Origin of the sequence: Klebsiella sp. P1CD1 (assembly GCF_003790505.1) — a bacterium.
Lineage (GTDB): Bacteria > Pseudomonadota > Gammaproteobacteria > Enterobacterales > Enterobacteriaceae > Klebsiella > Klebsiella variicola.
Map to the genome: position 1 here is coordinate 4,558,671 of NZ_CP033631.1, position 15,672 is coordinate 4,574,342.

14 protein-coding genes are annotated in these 15,672 nt (G+C 57.4%); 5 read left to right on the forward strand and 9 right to left on the reverse strand.

From position 1 onward, the window contains the following. Positions 1-3: 3 nt before the first annotated feature. The 6 genes from DTA24_RS22640 to ecpR all read right to left on the reverse strand — a co-directional run bounded on the left by DTA24_RS22640 (position 4) and on the right by ecpR (position 6,798). The gene (locus DTA24_RS22640) at positions 4-714 is read right to left on the reverse strand and encodes a fimbria/pilus periplasmic chaperone (RefSeq protein WP_123837071.1); all 711 of its coding nucleotides are present in this window, start codon (positions 712-714) and stop codon (positions 4-6) included. Then, positions 683-2,326, reverse strand: coding sequence for a fimbrial adhesin EcpD (gene ecpD / locus DTA24_RS22645; RefSeq protein ID WP_110195995.1), 1,644 nt, complete (start codon positions 2,324-2,326; stop codon positions 683-685). Before ecpD ends, DTA24_RS22640 begins: the two co-directional genes overlap by 32 nt. Continuing rightward, complete coding sequence (locus DTA24_RS22650; RefSeq protein ID WP_072045906.1) at positions 2,316-4,841, reverse strand: fimbrial biogenesis outer membrane usher protein; 2,526 nt, start codon at positions 4,839-4,841, stop codon at positions 2,316-2,318. The genes ecpD and DTA24_RS22650 overlap by 11 nt, the downstream gene beginning before the upstream one ends. 25 nt (positions 4,842-4,866) lie before the next feature. Next, a complete protein-coding gene (locus DTA24_RS22655) occupies positions 4,867-5,535 on the reverse strand; it encodes a fimbrial chaperone EcpB (RefSeq protein ID WP_008805316.1) in 669 nt (222 codons plus the stop codon). 58 nt (positions 5,536-5,593) lie between these two features. Then, on the reverse strand, positions 5,594-6,181 hold the full coding sequence (gene ecpA, locus DTA24_RS22660) for a common pilus major fimbrillin subunit EcpA (protein ID WP_012542737.1): 588 nt from the start codon (positions 6,179-6,181) through the stop codon (positions 5,594-5,596). Between the two features lie 74 nt (positions 6,182-6,255). Further along, on the reverse strand, positions 6,256-6,798 hold the full coding sequence (ecpR, locus tag DTA24_RS22665; RefSeq protein ID WP_123837072.1) for an ECP biosynthesis operon DNA-binding transcriptional regulator EcpR: 543 nt from the start codon (positions 6,796-6,798) through the stop codon (positions 6,256-6,258). 843 nt (positions 6,799-7,641) lie between these two features. Between ecpR and phnC the strand changes: the two genes are divergently transcribed. The 4 genes from phnC (at position 7,642) to phnE (DTA24_RS22685) (ending at position 11,266) form a co-directional block, all read left to right on the forward strand. Beyond that, a complete protein-coding gene (gene phnC / locus DTA24_RS22670; RefSeq protein WP_012542738.1) occupies positions 7,642-8,484 on the forward strand; it encodes a phosphonate ABC transporter ATP-binding protein in 843 nt (280 codons plus the stop codon). A 22-nt stretch (positions 8,485-8,506) separates the two neighbouring features. Further along, entirely contained in the window at positions 8,507-9,445 is a 939-nt protein-coding gene (gene phnD, locus DTA24_RS22675; RefSeq protein WP_032691132.1) for a phosphonate ABC transporter substrate-binding protein, read from the forward strand. Positions 9,446-9,512: 67 nt separating this feature from the next. After that, positions 9,513-10,385: a phosphonate ABC transporter, permease protein PhnE gene (phnE, locus tag DTA24_RS22680; protein WP_012968864.1), complete on the forward strand. Its 873-nt coding sequence runs from the start codon at positions 9,513-9,515 to the stop codon at positions 10,383-10,385. Next, positions 10,382-11,266, forward strand: a complete 885-nt coding sequence (gene phnE, locus DTA24_RS22685; RefSeq protein ID WP_063106204.1) for a phosphonate ABC transporter, permease protein PhnE — start codon at positions 10,382-10,384, stop codon at positions 11,264-11,266. Before phnE (DTA24_RS22680) ends, phnE (DTA24_RS22685) begins: the two co-directional genes overlap by 4 nt. 504 nt (positions 11,267-11,770) lie before the next feature. Here the strand turns inward: phnE (DTA24_RS22685) and DTA24_RS22695 are convergent. Next, positions 11,771-12,436, reverse strand: coding sequence for an HAD family hydrolase (locus DTA24_RS22695; RefSeq protein WP_012542740.1), 666 nt, complete (start codon positions 12,434-12,436; stop codon positions 11,771-11,773). 95 nt (positions 12,437-12,531) lie between these two features. Continuing rightward, on the reverse strand, positions 12,532-13,401 hold the full coding sequence (locus tag DTA24_RS22700) for a DMT family transporter (protein ID WP_110196596.1): 870 nt from the start codon (positions 13,399-13,401) through the stop codon (positions 12,532-12,534). Between the two features lie 411 nt (positions 13,402-13,812). Here DTA24_RS22700 and DTA24_RS22710 point away from each other — a divergent pair, with 411 nt between their 5' ends. Next, complete coding sequence (locus tag DTA24_RS22710) at positions 13,813-14,379, forward strand: NlpC/P60 family protein (protein WP_004222859.1); 567 nt, start codon at positions 13,813-13,815, stop codon at positions 14,377-14,379. Between the two features lie 44 nt (positions 14,380-14,423). On the opposite strand, the gene phoE is transcribed toward DTA24_RS22710, so the two are convergent. Further along, complete coding sequence (gene phoE / locus DTA24_RS22715; protein ID WP_008805307.1) at positions 14,424-15,476, reverse strand: phosphoporin PhoE; 1,053 nt, start codon at positions 15,474-15,476, stop codon at positions 14,424-14,426. Positions 15,477-15,672: the final 196 nt, after the last annotated feature.

Sequence of the window (15,672 nt, forward strand, 5' to 3'; positions counted from 1 at the left end):
GGCTCACTCCGCGGGACGGGGCTTCACCGGGCAGGTATCGCTGATCTTAATAAATTTGTCGTTATAAACCAGATAGTGGTTCCCCGGCTGGCGCAATGCCGGCTGGCGAACCACGTCGCCAGGACGCAGATACCACGCGTCCCCCTCCTCTTCGGTCGAATCGCATCCGGGTTTAATCAGCAGCTTGAACCAGGTATTGCCGGTGTTGCTCACCGTCCCGGCCACCTTATCGAAAGACCATTTAAACTGCACCTCGCGTGGGCGCACCACCAGAATGGTATCCATCACCACCACCGGCTCCATGCTGACCTCGCCGCCGGTCGGGCTGCGCCTCGTCAGGTTGCGGGTGGGGATTTCGCGAAACGAGACCCGATAGTAGCGCTCGCGGTTATCCCGCGGACCATGATAGTAAAATTTAAAATACTCGCTCTCACCTGCCTGCAGCACCAGCAGGCGGGGGGCAAACAGCAGTTCGCCATCCACCGGCCGGGAGCGTACTTCGCTGCCGCCCGGACGATCGATGGCGCTGATGGCGATGCGGTACAGCCGCGCGCTTTTATTGTTGTTGACCACCCGTTTACTGGCGAAATCCGCTTCGGCCGGCAGGGAAAAGGTCAGGTTGCCGACCGAGATCGCCTGCGCCAGCGGCGCTGCCAGCAGGCAGCCCACCGTCAGCAGGGCCTTAGTTAATGTTGCGCCACGTCGCCTGGACATGAATCTCTCCTGAAGCGCTGACTTCGCCAAACCAGCCGTTATCGTCTACCGTCCGCAGCGAAATGGCGTTATCCATCGGAATCGAAAATTTCACCGTGGTCTTATCCATCTGCCCCACTTCGCCGGAGATATCGGTCCATGGCGTGGTCAGCCACAGCGCATCGGTCATATCCCGCCAGCTGTCATCGCACCCGGCATCGTAGGTCTGCGTCGTGCCGCTGCGGGTGATAAAAGAGAGCGTCGCCGGGAACGGTACTTTCGCCGTACCGTCATCAGAGCTGAAGAGACAGTAGGAACGCCCGCCAATCACCTGCGCCGGTCCGGTCACCTTGATCAGCACTTCATCGGCGGCCGTTTTACCGCTGGTGGTGACGATGTAGCCGAAATCGAGCGCCGGTTCGCCGCTGCCGACATATCCCTCGCGCGACGGCGCCGAGGTATATTCGTCCGAGATAATGCTGATGCTGAAATCACGGGGCTTGATAATCAGCGTGTTGGAGGTGGAAAACTCATACCAGCCTGACTCCGGCGAGGTGGTGTTCTGAAAGCGAAAGTTGAACAGATCCTTGGTGTTGATATCGCTGATCCCGAGATTCACCATCTGCTTAAAGAAGTTGCTGGAGAAGAAAACATAGATCGAGTCTGAGCTCTTCATCTCGTTGAAAGTGTAGTAATAAGCGGTATTGCTCACCGGCTTCCAGGAGCTGCCGTTGAGGCTGAACTGCATATCGTACGCCCCGACGGCCGAGGCCAGCGACGAGTTGGCGATCGCCGGGAAAATATGGATCGAGGTGTTGCTTAAGCCGTTGGTCTGCAAGGTATAGTTGACCATCTTACAGCTTAATCCTGCGCGGCTGCCGATGGTCTGCGTCTGGCAGTCGGCGTTCCCTTCTCCCAGGGTCGGCACGCCGTCGCTGTTGATAAACACCTCCGCCAGCGAGTGGGTATTAATCAACCGCAGGTTCGCGGCTTTGGTGTGGGTGACGTTGCGCACATACCAGTTACCGGAGGCCTGATCCTTACAGCGCGCACCGCTGCTGGCATCGTAGTTCACCGAGGTCTGACAGGCATTGATGGTCATCGTAAAGCTGCCGCCGACCGGCATCTGCTGCAGATATTGATAAAACGCGTCCGACATCATGCCGTGCATCCACTTCGCGCCGCCGCTGGTCACCGTCGCGCCATAAAACCCGCTGGCGTCGGTGGTTTGCGGCAGGATCAGGCTGGTGGCCATATCGCACCCGGCGTACCAGTTGATGCAGCGCAGGCCGGTTAAGGGGTGCGAAACCGGCGAGTTTTCCAGCCACATATCAAACTTCCAGTTGGCATTGAGCCCGGTGTTGTAGCCGTTATCGATATAGCCGAGACTCTGCTGATAAATGGTGCCGGAGCCGGTGTATTTTAAGCCGGTCCAGCGGTTAGCGCCGGTCATACGCGGATCCAGCGCCCCGCCGGGGGTGACGAAAAAGTTGTCGTCGGAGTTGTTTTCAACAAACACAAACTCGCGCGCCGGCGCATCCGACCAGGTGGTCTTGGTCACCGCCGCCCTGAGTGCGGTTGCCGGCCAAAGCAGCGCGAGGATCGCCAGCGCCATCAGTGCATTAACTTTCATTCTCTTCTCCTGTCTGCTGCACCGCCGCCCACGACGAGAGGCCGCTGCAGACCACATCCCCGACCCAGACGGCGCCGCGTGCCTGGCTGAGCTCCAGCGCCACTTCGCAGGTTTTATTGCCGCCGTAGCTGAAATCGATAGTGGGGTATTTCTTATCCACGTCCATGACAAACTCGCCGTTTTCATCGGTCCGGGTACGGCCGATATGGTTGTTAATCCGCGCATTCGCCAGCAGCGTGCCGTCTTCTGCACGAATACGACCGGAGACGGTGACCATCTGCTTCACCTCTGGCTCAATCACTGCGACGTTGCCCGGATAAAGGGTCAGATGACTCTTACGCCCGCTGACGATGTCGTAGCTATCGAGCGAGTTTTTGCTGTTCTGCAGCTCCACCTCATAGCGGCCATAGGGAGAGAGCGGCAGGTAGTTACGCTTGCCGCTGAGCGGGAAAATCCGCCCGTTAACCCTGGCGCTAATCTGACCATCGTCCTCCAGCCCGGTGTTGAAGATCACTCCGGCGTTACCGTCAGTTCGTCCGCTGGCGGCGATGTTTTTGCCCTGCCAGCCGACGCTGCCGCTGGCGGTGAGGTTAGTGTTGACGTAGCCGTCCGCCGCACTGTTGACGTTCAGCGTGCCGCTGGCGTAGCGGGCGTCGAACTGGGCATACGCTCCGCCGCTGAGGGTTTTGTCATCCCCGGTATCGCCGGAGATGGCCCGCGACAGATTGGCGCCGATGGTGCGAATAGTGCCTTCATCAAACTGCTTGCGCGCTGATAGGTTAGCCATGGTGTAGCCGTTCTGATGGGTCATCCCGGCGCTGAACCAGTTGCCCAGCGGCAGCGAGAGATCGAGAGCGATATATTTCCCGGTGTTGGCGCTGCTGTCGCCATTGTTATAGCGCTGGATCCCCGCCCGCAGGCCGAGCGATCCAAAGGCGCCGCTGTAGACCGTCTGATAGTAATCCGCTGTGTAGTAATGACTGTTGTAGCGGCGGTCATCGTTGTAGCTGACGCTGAACGTCCCCAGCTTCGACCACAGCGCGTTCAGGTTGAGGGTGCCGCCGATCGCCCGGTTGTCGGCATCGCTGCGCCGCAATTGATCGCCAATGCGGGTTCTCTCCTGGTTGACCCACACTGAACTGAAGCCCCCGGGCAACGCGGCGCTGATGCTGCCGACGCTGCTCCAGGAACTGTCGCTGGCCAGCATATTCTGCAGGTTAACGTTGATCGACTCGCCCAGCGGCAGCGTCAGGCGGGTTTCCCCCACCGCCTGGTTGTCGTAGCCATAGCCCGTTGCCGCCCAGCTCAGGGTGCTGAGCGACCCGGAGGTCGAGAGGCCTGCCAGCCAGCTCTCTTTTGCCGGCCGGGTCTTTTTGCCGCTTTCCGACCAGCGATCCATATGGAAACTGCCGCCCCATACCTGCCACGCCAGCGGCGCGCCGATGCCGCGTCCCCGGCTGAACAGCTTATTGACCCGCTGGGTGCGTTTGCTGACCACCCGACCATTAACGATCACCTCCACTTCCACGTCGTAAATACCGTACGGCAGGCCGCGGGTATCCACTTCATGGTTGCCCATGGCGAAGTTCTGGACGCTCAGCAACCGGCCGTCACGGGTGAGATGCACCTCGCCCGCCGCCGGTAAAAAGGCAATCACCGGCGTGGCCGACTGACTGTTGTCGAAGACGGTGGAGCTGGCCTGATTCCCCCAGGAAAGGCCGTAAATCTTGCCGGCCGAAATAGCGGTCATCGGTCCCAGGGACTGCAGGTTCCAGGTGTCGAGCATCCCGCCGGCAAAGCGGTGGCCGGCGAAATCGCGCTCATACATGGCCTTATATAATTCACTGTCCTGCTGACCGCTGCCGATCCCGTACAGCGAGCCGTCGAGCACCACGTGATGCTCCCGCAGCGCGGTGACGTTGTTCAGCGACAGGTAGCTGGAGGTGTTGCTCCCGCCATTGCGCATCTGGTTGTTATAGACGCCGAGGTTATAGCTCAGGTTGCTGCTGAGGGTGTTCACGCTGGACTGACCGATATCTTCGCTGCGCGAGCGCAGCACGGTGCCCAGCGCCTTGCGTTTGACCACCAGCTGCAGCAGCAGCTGGCGCAGGCTGAGATCCAGCTGCGCGCTGTCGGTCAGGGGAATGGTGAGTGCCTCGCTGAACGGGGCGTTGGCCAGGCCGATCAGCTGCTGTCGGGTCTGTTGGCTGACGCTGGCGTTCCCCTCGCTCTCCTCCAGTTGGATCTGCCGGACACGCAGCTGGCCGTCGTCCAGCCAGATAAAGGCGCTGCCGATCCGCTGATCGTCACGGGTGTCCTGGCTGCCGGCAAGATGAATATAGAGCGGGACGCTCATACCGTCCTGCAGCGCCCGGCTGAAGGCCTGCGGAATAATCACCCCGCCAATCTGCTGGGCACGTACGGCAGCAGCGCTGGCGTCGGGCTGAACGAACAAAAAGATCATGCCGAAGGCAAGCTGCGTTTTCAGTCCTGGGGAAATCCGTCGTAGAGGCATCGTCGTTATCCATCTGCACAACTGTCTATTTCACGGGAACAAACTGCTCACCCTGCCAAAGCGCAACCCGTCCTTTTTTATTCGCCGTGTCCACCTGCGTAAAACGGCGCGATTTACCCGGCATCAGGTAGTAATTCTCTTTACACTCCTTACCGTCGGCGGCCTTCAGGCAAGGGCCGTAGGCGAGGATCCGCAGCGTCGCATTCCCGGTGTTGGTCAGAGAGCCGTTGGCGTACTGAAAGCGGTAATTCACCTGCCGGGGCGCCACCACCAGAATGGTGCCGATGCGGGCGGACGCCGTCGCTACCGCGCTGCGGTTGGCGTTATCGCGCTGGGCATCGCTGAGTGCCTGATCGAACCAGACAATGCGGTAGTAACGCTCTTTGTCATCCGCCGGGCCTTTGTAGAAGAAACGGATGACATCGCTGGCCTGAGCGGGTAGCAGCAGGCTGGCGGGGGTAAGCAGCACCTCATCCGGTTTATCCATCGGGATAACCTGCCCACCATCCAGCGGGGAAGAGAGCCGTTCGAGATGGATATTGATCAGTCGACCGCTGTCTGTGCTGTTCTTGATTGTTTTGCTCAGCGTGCTGCTGCCGCTGTTCATAAAAGATGAGATATCGCCGACATCCAGCGCCTGCGCCGGCGACACCCCGACAAGCAGCAGCCCGAGAGCCAGAAGGTGCTTTTTCATAACAATTCCGTCCGTGAAAAAAGCAGGGGGAGCCCCCCCTGCTGGTGCATCAGAAGGATCAGCTGGTCCAGGTGGCGTCGAACTGGACGCTGACGTCGCCGCTCCAGATCCCTTCCGGCAGGGTGCTGTAATCGGTCACTGCGGTGGTGCCGTTGGTGGTGCCGCTGATGATGGAGAAAGTGAAACCATCCTGCGCGGTGGTACGGCCGCTGGCGTTGTAGCCATTAGCCAGCGCGCTGAGGTTGCCGCCCAGCACGCCGTTAGCGGTATCGATCATCACGGTATCTGCCGTTTTTTCGACCGCGGCGCCGTTATAATCCACACCCACGCTCAGCGTGGAGCCGGAGGTGTCCAGCTGGGTTAAGGTGTTGGTGATAAGGCGCGAGGTCAGCTTAAAGGCGGTCGCCGTTGCGTCACCCTCAATCGCCACGTCAAACAGACCTTTCTGCGAGTTAAAGCCTTTAATGCCTTCGGCGTACTGGAATGCCAGGCTGCCGAGCGGGGTCACAACCAGCTTGCTGGTGGTGTCTTTTTTAGCGGTCGCCGACCAGGTCGCAACAGCCTGAGCCGTTACGTCAGCAGCCTGCGCCACACCCATACCGGTAAACGCTGTTACCAGAGCTATTGCCAGAACCTTTTTTTTCATCGCTTTTTCATCCTGAGTTGAATTAAGGACATGATGTCCCGGTGAACCATTTAAAAAACAATATTGCCTGGGTGTTACTGAACTAACTTATATATTTTGGAATACAGTTTGGCCTCAGCATTGCGCCGATGGGTATATACTGTCTTCACGCTACAATTTTCAATTCTGGCGATCGATTTCGGCTGCATGCCCTGAGCGGTCATGCGGATTATTTTCATTTCCCGGTCAGTAATTTTATCTTTCTTAATATCTTTGCGGAGAAATCTGCCATTAATTACGTAGGCCAGTTCTTTTCTAATATCGCGACTCAGGCCAACATATACCACGCCGCGAATATTGCTATTGTAATACCAGTAATTTGCTAAGGCTTCTGATTTCCTGGCCGCAATCAATACGACCTGTTTCCCCTTTACCGCGGATAGCCATTCGCTATCGCGCCTGATAAATTCATTTAAAGAAGCCGTGTTGAGATTGATAAACACAAAATCATTTCTAATCTTCTCCTGCGACAGATAAATTAATTCATCGATATCCAGAATGAGTTCGGATAGTCCTTTATAGAAGTAGGAGTCATGGGCAGACCAAATGTACTTATCGGAACAGCATTTATATTCCATATAGTTTTTAACCTCATAGTCCTTGAAGTAATCATTTTTACAACTTCACTGTTTGCCAGGCCTACAAAGTTAACTGGCGTATTCGCTTCCTTTAATAAATCGCCATTAAATAAGACACGCATTACTTATCAATATTTGATAAGCCGGGTTTAATTTTAATTATTTCTGCATGGCGTTGAATTTAAGTTTTTTCCTATGGAGTGTCAACACGCGGACAGGCAATCAATTTCGTGCCTGGGTCAATATTTACAAAAACTGAAAATATCGGATTTTTGAGGAGTGGAAAAAGACATTTATTTTCATGAGGTTATTGGCAATATTACCCTCAATTCTTACTTGTGCTTTATATTACCCAGGATCTTCGCCCTATTATGTTAGGAATATTCTTAATGAGGGGCAGGATGGAGTTGTCAAATAAACCAAATTAACAACAAAATAAAGAATATAAATCTGAATATAAGCAATAACCAGGATGATTTACCAATTCATAAGTCACATGAATAGATTAACCTGCCACACAAAATAGTTATGCATATGTTAATTCTGCGGAATGATGAATGCTAAACAAAGGTAGAAGCATTATCTATTCGATTAAACAGACCTCATTAGCAAGATAAAACGAGTTTTGCCGATAGGTGCCTGCCGTCACGGGTGCGCCAGCCTTCGCGCCCCCCGAAAGCATAGCCGCTTTTCAAGGCTTCGCCAGCGGTCAGCAAGCCGCGCGGTCGGCCTGTCATCCCCGCCTTTTCCCGCCTGTTCACGCTTTGTTCGCAATACCGTCATCGAAATTTCATATAAAGACCTATTAATAGTGCCCAGTTAATGACGAACCTGGACACTCTTATGAACAGCTCTCTTGCCGCGGTGGCCGAAACTGATTTCCAGCCGTTCACCGATCTCGATGCCGGCCTGCAGCGGAAGGTCTTAAGCGTGCGTAACCTGACGAAAGCCTATCATGCTCAGCACAAGGTGCTGGACGGCATCAGCTTTGACCTGCACGCCGGTGAAATGGTCGGGGTCATTGGCCGCTCCGGCGCCGGTAAATCGACGCTCCTGCATGTCCTTAATGGTACGCACAGCGCCAGCGGCGGTGAAATTCTTAGCTATCCGGAAGTCGGTATGCCACACGATGTCTCAAAGCTGAAAGGCCGCTCACTCAACGCCTGGCGCAGTCAGTGCGGGATGATCTTTCAGGACTTCTGCCTGGTACCGCGCCTCGACGTGCTCACCAACGTCCTGCTTGGCCGCCTCAGCCAGACTTCAACCCTGAAGTCGCTGTTTAAAATTTTCCCCGCCGCCGACCGGGCGCGCGCCATTGCGCTGCTCGAATGGATGAACATGCTGCCGCACGCGCTGCAGCGGGCGGAGAATCTCTCCGGGGGACAGATGCAGCGGGTGGCAATCTGCCGGGCGCTGATGCAAAACCCCGGCATTTTGCTGGCCGACGAACCTGTCGCCTCGCTGGATCCGAAGAACACCCAGCGCATCATGGATGTGCTGCGCGAGATCAGCGAGCAGGGCATCAGCGTGATGGTGAACCTGCATTCGGTAGAGCTGGTGAAGGCCTACTGCACCCGGGTTATCGGCGTCGCCAGCGGCCAGCTTATTTTTGACGATCACCCCTCCCGGCTGACGCAGGATGTGCTGCAGCAGCTGTACGGCGATGAAGTTAGCCAATTGCATTAATTTCACTCACACGGGCAACATAATGAAAAAATATATGACTGGCGCAGTTCGTTTATCCGCAGTGGTCGCGGGCATGATGATGGCATGGCAGGCAGCGGCAGCGCAGCCGAAAGAGCTGAATCTGGGCATTCTCGGCGGGCAGAACGCCACCCAGCAAATCGGTGATAACCAGTGTGTGAAGACCTTCCTCGATAAAGAGCTGAACGTGGATACCAAACTGCGTAACTCTTCCGACTATTCCGGGGTGATCCAGGGTCTGCTGGGGGGCAAAGTCGACGTGGTGCTGAGCATGTCCCCCTCCTCTTACGCTTCGGTTTATATCAATAACCCGAAAGCGGTGGATATCGTCGGCATCGCCGTGGACGATAAAGATCAGTCTCGCGGCTATCACTCCGTGGTGATCGTCAAAGCCGACTCCCCGTACAAAACGCTGGACGATTTAAAAGGTAAAGCGTTCGGCTTCGCCGATCCGGATTCCACTTCCGGGTATCTGATCCCTAACCATGCGTTTAAAGAAAAATTTGGCGGAAACGCCGACAACAAATACAACAATACCTTCTCCAGCGTCACCTTCTCCGGCGGCCACGAGCAGGACATCCTCGGCGTGCTGAACGGCCAGTTCGCGGGCGCGGTCACCTGGACCTCGATGGTCGGCGATTACAACACCGGCTACACCACCGGCGCGTTCAACCGTCTGATTCGCATGGATCATCCGGATCTGATGAAGCAGATCCGCATTATCTGGCAATCACCGCTGATCCCGAACGGCCCGATCCTGGTAAGCAATGCGCTGCCGGCGGACTTTAAGGCGAAGGTCGTGGCGGCAGTGAAAAAACTGGACACCGAGGATCACGCCTGCTTTATCAAAGCGATGGGCGGTACCCAGCACATCGGTCCGGGCAGCGTGGCTGACTTCCAGCAGATTATCGACATGAAACGCGAGCTGGTGAGCGCGCGTTAATCCTGCCTCAACGCCGCCTGCTTGCCCCCAGGGTGAGCGGCGGCGCTACGTTGAAGATCCCCGACGCATGAAGACGACCCACACCGAATTTGAACGCTATTACCAGCAGGTACGCTCGCGGCAAAAGCGCGATACCGTCTGCTGGTCGTTACTCCTGCTGGCGCTCTATTTTGCCGCCGGCAGCGCCGCAGAATTTAATCTGCTGACCATCTGGCACTCGCTGCCCCACTTCTTTGACTATATGGCAGAGACCATTCCGCCTCTGAGTGCCGGTAACCTGTTCGCCGATGTGCAGACCAAAGGCTCGCTGGCCTGGTGGGGCTATCGCCTGCCGATCCAGCTGCCGCTCATCTGGGAAACCCTGCAGCTGGCGCTGGCCTCGACGCTGGTGGCGGTCGCCATTGCCACCATCTTCGCGTTCCTCGCCGCCAACAACGCCTGGACCCCAGCGCCGGTACGCTTTGCCATTCGGGTACTGGTGGCGTTTTTGCGCACCATGCCCGAGCTGGCGTGGGCGGTGATCTTTGTCATGGCGTTCGGCATCGGCGCGATCCCGGGATTTCTGGCGCTGATGCTGCACACCGTCGGCAGCCTGACCAAACTGTTCTACGAGGCGGTGGAGAGCGCGCAAAACAAACCGGTACGCGGCCTGGCGGCCTGCGGCGCGTCGCCGCTGCAGAAAATCCGCTTCGCCCTGTGGCCGCAAGTGAAACCGCTGTTTCTCTCCTACGGCTTTATGCGGCTTGAAATCAACTTCCGTTCGTCGACGATTCTCGGGCTGGTGGGCGCGGGCGGTATCGGCCAGGAGCTGATGACCAATATCAAGCTCGACCGCTACGATCAGGTGAGCATCACCCTGCTGCTGATCATTCTGGTGGTGTCGGCGCTGGACATGCTGTCCGGTCGTCTGCGCCTGTGGGTACTGGAGGGTAAGAAATGAGCGTCTGGCACATGCAACCGGATATCGCCGCCAGCCGGCGGCAGCATAAACAGCTCTATCAGGTTCAGGGGCGCTACCTGCGCTACGTCGGGCTGGTGGCGCTGGCCTGCGTGCTCTATTACGTCTGGTTTTTTCTGCAGTTTGGCATCAGCGGCGAGCAACTGACCACCGGTCTGCAGCAGATTGGCCGCTACCTGGCGCGGATGTTCGTCTGGCACGACTTCTGGAACTGGCCGTTCGGCTATTACTTCACGCAAATCGGCATCACCCTGGCTATCGTCTTCGCCGGGACGCTGACCGCCACGGTGCTGGCGCTGCTGCTCTCCTTCTTTGCCGCCCGCAACATCATGCGCGGCGTGGTGCTGGGGACCCTTGCCCTGCTGATGCGCCGCCTGTTTGATGTGCTGCGCGGGATCGACATGGCTATCTGGGGGTTGATTTTCGTGCGCGCGGTCGGCCTCGGGCCGCTGGCTGGGGTGCTGGCGATCATCATGCAGGACACCGGTCTGCTGGGACGGCTGTACGCGGAAGGACACGAAGCCGTGGACCGCTCGCCCGGGCGCGGGCTGACCGCCGTGGGCGCGAACTGCCTGCAAAAGCATCGCTTTGGCATTTTTACCCAGTCGTTCCCGACCTTCCTCGCCCTGAGCCTGTATCAGATTGAATCCAACACCCGCTCCGCGGCGGTGCTGGGCTTCGTCGGCGCCGGGGGTATCGGGCTTATCTATGCCGAGAACATGCGCCTGTGGAACTGGGATGTGGTGATGTTTATCACCCTGCTGCTGGTGGCGGTGGTGATGATCATGGACACCCTTTCCGCCTGGCTGCGCCGTCGCTATATCGGCGGCGCCGCGGTGCCGCTGTATCAGGGCGGACGCTAGCACACCTTTGCGCCGGATGGCGGCTTCCCTTATCCGGCCTACTCGTCCAGGACTGGCTGTTGACTCACCGCCGGGCCTGGGGCAACTGAAACTGCCGGTGCTGGCGGCCTCAACATCGCTGAGACGTTCCCGGAAGGCCGGGGCAGCCCGCATGGATGCGGGCTGAGGGCCGTGTTTTGCAGGGATGCTGCCTCGGCCCGACCCGAAGCCTGCAGGGATAAGTCGAAGGCACCACGCAGTGGCGATGTTGCTGGCCGGAGCCCGGGGGTACAGGGGGCGGCGGCGACTGGCCGCCCCCTGTGCGCTCCCTGCGCCATGAGTGACATAGTGCAGAAAAAATATTGGGAGCGCTATCTGTCCGGAAATAACATAGAAGTTGTAGCCCTGCCAGGCGCAGTATGCACAGGGAAATTTACGCTTGTACCGTTATTCCGCCGGGTGGCGGCTGCGCCTTACCCGGCAAGGGGTTCGTGCGCCCTGCCGTTAATTTATTCACCGTTGTTGCTATTCCAGCCGCCAGCTCAGCACCGGCCAGCCATATCCGGCACCCGCCGCCTGCAGCTGCGGACAGGGATTGACCAGCCGCACGCGATCCGCATGCAGGCACAGCGGCAGATCGTTAATGGAATCGGTATAGAAAGTCACCTCGCCGTCATACTGCGGATGCGCCTCGCGCCACTGCGCCAGACGCGCCACCTTCCCCTGCTGATAGCTGGGGATCCCGGCAATGACCCCGCTGTAGCCGCCGTCGACCATCTCCACGTCAATGCCCAGCGCCTGATCAATCTCCAGCGCGGCGGCCACCGCCTGCACCAGCAGGCTAACCGAGGCGGAGATAATCAGCATCTGCTCCCCCTCGGCCCGCAGACGACGAATGAGCTCCCACGCCTGCGGATAGACCCGGGGCAGGATCGCCTCGCGCACGCAGCGGGCCACCAGCGCATCAACGTCCGACTTCGGTATTCCGGCCAGCGGCGCCTGGATCAGGGCCACATAATCGGCGATATTCATCTCTCCCCGGTCATAATCCGCCATTAGCCGCGCCTCGCGGGCAAGATACCCCTTCTGCGTCGCCAGCCCTTCGCGAACCATAAACTGGCTCCAGACCGTACTGCTATCGCCCTGTATCAGGGTGTTATCGAGATCAAAAATCGTCAGCGTGTTGCCCATGGTACTTTCCCTTACTGGTCAAAATAAGCTGCCGGGAGCATGCGTAAAAAAGATGACAGGAAAATGAACCGGACGCCGCAGCGCCCGGCTCGCCATCAGCCGGCGCGGACCTTCGCGGTGCGGAACACCAGCACGATCCCACCGATGATCGCCATCATACCGACCATCGCCGCCGCCGGCAGCCGGTTGCCCAGCAGCAGATAATCCAGCAGCGCCGTGATCACTGGCACCAGATAAAAGAGGCTGGTGACATTGACAATATTTCCCGCGCTCAGCAGACGATACAGCAGCAACTGGGCGACCACCGAAATCAGCAGCCCGAGAAACAGCACCGGAATAATCAACCCGGCGTTAACGGTAAACTGGAAGCCGCTGACCGGGGCAATCAGCAGGCACAGCCCCAGACTGACGGCGTACTGCAGCGGCAGGACATCCGCCGGCGCCTGACGGCTGCGCTTTTGCCACAGCGCGCCAAAGGTCATCAGCAGCAGAGCCGCCAGCGCAAACAGGATCCCCACCATCGCCATCGGCGAGGCCGCCAGGCTGCGCCACACCAGCAGCACCAACCCCGCCAGGGCAATCAGCAGTCCTGACAGCCGCCGCCCCTGCAGGCGACGCTCCACCACGCAAAGCGTAAGGATGGGCTGGATCCCCATGATGGTGGCGATAAGTCCCGGCGTCACACCGTTAGCCATCGCCTCAAAGTAACAGACCGAATAGCCGCCAATCAGCATCAGGCCGGTGGCCGCTGTCTGCAGGCGGGTGCCCGGCGCGGGCAGCCATCGCCGACGGGCGATGGCCAGCGGCGTCAGCGCGACCAGGGCAATCAGAAAACGAAAGACCAGCAGCGCCATCGGCGAAGCGTTGTCCAGTCCCCAGCGGGTGAAGATGGCCGCGCTGCCCCACAGCAGCACAAAAATGGCCGTTGTCGCCTGCGAGGCGAGCAGAGAATAGCGAACGTGCATAGCATGCTCCAGAACGTCAAACACAAGGTATCAAGCGTCATACCGGCAGGTAAGCGCCTGCTAAAGACGGCGTTAAGCGTCGAAAACAACCCGGTCTGGAGGGGGAGGCGGTGGGCAGAGCGTGGTGAAGCAATGATGAAGCGCAGACGTCATCCACCCCGCGTCGAAAGCGGCGCCGGGCAAAGTCTCACCAGAGATGGCGTAATGCGTCATGGAATGCCTCGTGAAATGTTTAATCAGAATCCTGGCACAGGCCGTTCGGAAGTGACAACTGCCTTTTATGGGTGATCTCTCGACTGGTTGTTTATTTTTAATCGTAAATAAACGTAAAGGCGGCCTCGGCTTATTCAGCCGTTCTTTTTAATCGGCTATAAAACAAAGCAGTCTGCTTGCTACTTCGAAAATAACGATATGAAGCCAAAACTGACGCATGCTCTCTTTTTAATTCCTTTTTTGTTGTTGGCAGGATGCTCCTCCTCACCGAAACAGGCAAAGAACACAAAATCTCATGCGGATATGACCATTGACGGCGGATCGGACGATCTGATCCCGGTGGTGGCGGCCCTGCATGATCAGATGCACACCTGGCAGGGAACCCCCTATGAATGGGGCGGTACTGAACAAAGCGGCGTCGACTGCTCGGGTTTCGTCTGGCGCACGCTGAAGGATCGCTTTAACCTGCCGATGGAGCGGATCACCACCCGCGAGCTGCTGCACATGGGCGTGCGGGTCAATAAACGCGATTTACGTCCCGGCGATCTGGTTTTCTTCCGCACCCGGGCCGGGATGCACGTTGGCTTTTACGATACCGATCATAATTTCCTTCACGCCTCGAGCAGCCAGGGCGTGATGCGCTCTTCGCTGGACAACCCTTACTGGGAGTCGGCGTTCTACCAGGCGCGCCGTCTGCCGAAGGAGTATAACGCGCAGATCACCATGAACAGCGACACCCTGCATCTGGCGAAGAATCGCCGCTAAAAAAAAGCCGCAGCCAGGGCTGCGGCGGGTGGTTCTGCGGTTAATCAGAACTGGTAAGTCATACCCAGCGCGACGATGTCGTCATCGTTGATACCGAGTTTGTTATCGCTTTTCAGCTGGTTGATTTTGTAATCCACGAAGGCGTTCATGTTTTTGTTGAAGTAGTAGGTCAGGCCCACGTCAATGTAGTTAACCAGATCTTCGCTACCCACCCCTTCGATATCCTTCCCTTTCGACAGCACATAGCCGAGGGACGGACGCAGACCGAAGTCGAACTGATACTGCGCCACCGCTTCAAAGTTCTGCGCCTTGTTGGCAAAACCACCGCTGATCGGGGTCATCTTGCGGGTCTCAGAGTACATGGTCGCCAGGTAGATATTGTTGGCGTCATATTTCAGGCCGGTCGCCCAGGCTTCCGCTTTCGAACCCTGGCCGCGGGCCAGCAGGTTCTGATCGTTGGTACGGTCGGAGCTGGTGTAGGCCGCGCTGACGGCGAAGTCGCTGCCGCCGAAATCATAGCTTAATGAGGTGCCAACGCCGTCGCCGTTCTGTTTCTTCGCTTCACGGCCTTCGTTTTTACCCTGGTACTGCAGGGTCATATCCAGACCATCCACCAGACCGAAGAAATCGGTATTGCGGTAGGTCGCCAGGCCGCTGGCGCGTTTGGTCATAAAGTTATCGGTCTGGGCAGAGGAATCGCCGCCGAATTCCGGGAACATATCGGTCCAGGCTTCCACGTCGTACAGGGCGCCAAGGTTACGACCGTAATCGAAGGAGCCGTAGTTCTTCAGCTTCACCCCGGCGAACGCCAGACGGGTTTTCTGGCTGGAATCGCTCTCGGTTTTGTTACCGGAGAATTCAGATTCCCAACGGCCATAGCCGGTCAGGTCGTCGTTAATCTGCGTTTCGCCTTTAATACCGAAACGCACGTAAGTCTGATCGCCATCTTTGCTGTCATAATCGCTGAAGTAGTGCATGGCTTTGATCTTGCCGTACACATCCAGTTTGTTCGCGTTCTTGTTATAAACTTCCGCTGCCTGCGTCGCTGTTGAAGCCACAAAGCCCATCATCATTAATGCCAGAGTACTCTTTTTCATTATTCAGTCCTGGTGATTTATTTATACGCGCTATTCAATTGCGGGCGCTCGCCCATCAAAAACAGGAAGTTTTTTAACGCCGGGAGATTAAATATTTATGACAAGGTGGAACTTTTTATAAAAAAGAGTATTTAAATGTATCTGACATATTTTTGTCACATCCCCTCTCCAGAATGCCCGATCCCGCGCAATAAAA

Excerpts from the sequence above, each read along its gene's own strand:
- DTA24_RS22640 (WP_123837071.1), bottom strand. The coding sequence starts at position 714 with ATGTCCAGGCGACGTGGCGCAACATTAACTAAGGCCCTGCTGACGGTG.
- ecpD (WP_110195995.1), bottom strand. The coding sequence starts at position 2,326 with ATGAAAGTTAATGCACTGATGGCGCTGGCGATCCTCGCGCTGCTTTGG.
- DTA24_RS22650 (WP_072045906.1), bottom strand. The coding sequence starts at position 4,841 with ATGCCTCTACGACGGATTTCCCCAGGACTGAAAACGCAGCTTGCCTTC.
- DTA24_RS22655 (WP_008805316.1), bottom strand. The coding sequence starts at position 5,535 with ATGAAAAAGCACCTTCTGGCTCTCGGGCTGCTGCTTGTCGGGGTGTCG.
- ecpA (WP_012542737.1), bottom strand. The coding sequence starts at position 6,181 with ATGAAAAAAAAGGTTCTGGCAATAGCTCTGGTAACAGCGTTTACCGGT.
- ecpR (WP_123837072.1), bottom strand. The coding sequence starts at position 6,798 with ATGGAATATAAATGCTGTTCCGATAAGTACATTTGGTCTGCCCATGAC.
- phnC (WP_012542738.1), top strand. The coding sequence starts at position 7,642 with ATGAACAGCTCTCTTGCCGCGGTGGCCGAAACTGATTTCCAGCCGTTC.
- phnD (WP_032691132.1), top strand. The coding sequence starts at position 8,507 with ATGAAAAAATATATGACTGGCGCAGTTCGTTTATCCGCAGTGGTCGCG.
- phnE (WP_012968864.1), top strand. The coding sequence starts at position 9,513 with ATGAAGACGACCCACACCGAATTTGAACGCTATTACCAGCAGGTACGC.
- phnE (WP_063106204.1), top strand. The coding sequence starts at position 10,382 with ATGAGCGTCTGGCACATGCAACCGGATATCGCCGCCAGCCGGCGGCAG.
- DTA24_RS22695 (WP_012542740.1), bottom strand. The coding sequence starts at position 12,436 with ATGGGCAACACGCTGACGATTTTTGATCTCGATAACACCCTGATACAG.
- DTA24_RS22700 (WP_110196596.1), bottom strand. The coding sequence starts at position 13,401 with ATGCACGTTCGCTATTCTCTGCTCGCCTCGCAGGCGACAACGGCCATT.
- DTA24_RS22710 (WP_004222859.1), top strand. The coding sequence starts at position 13,813 with ATGAAGCCAAAACTGACGCATGCTCTCTTTTTAATTCCTTTTTTGTTG.
- phoE (WP_008805307.1), bottom strand. The coding sequence starts at position 15,476 with ATGAAAAAGAGTACTCTGGCATTAATGATGATGGGCTTTGTGGCTTCA.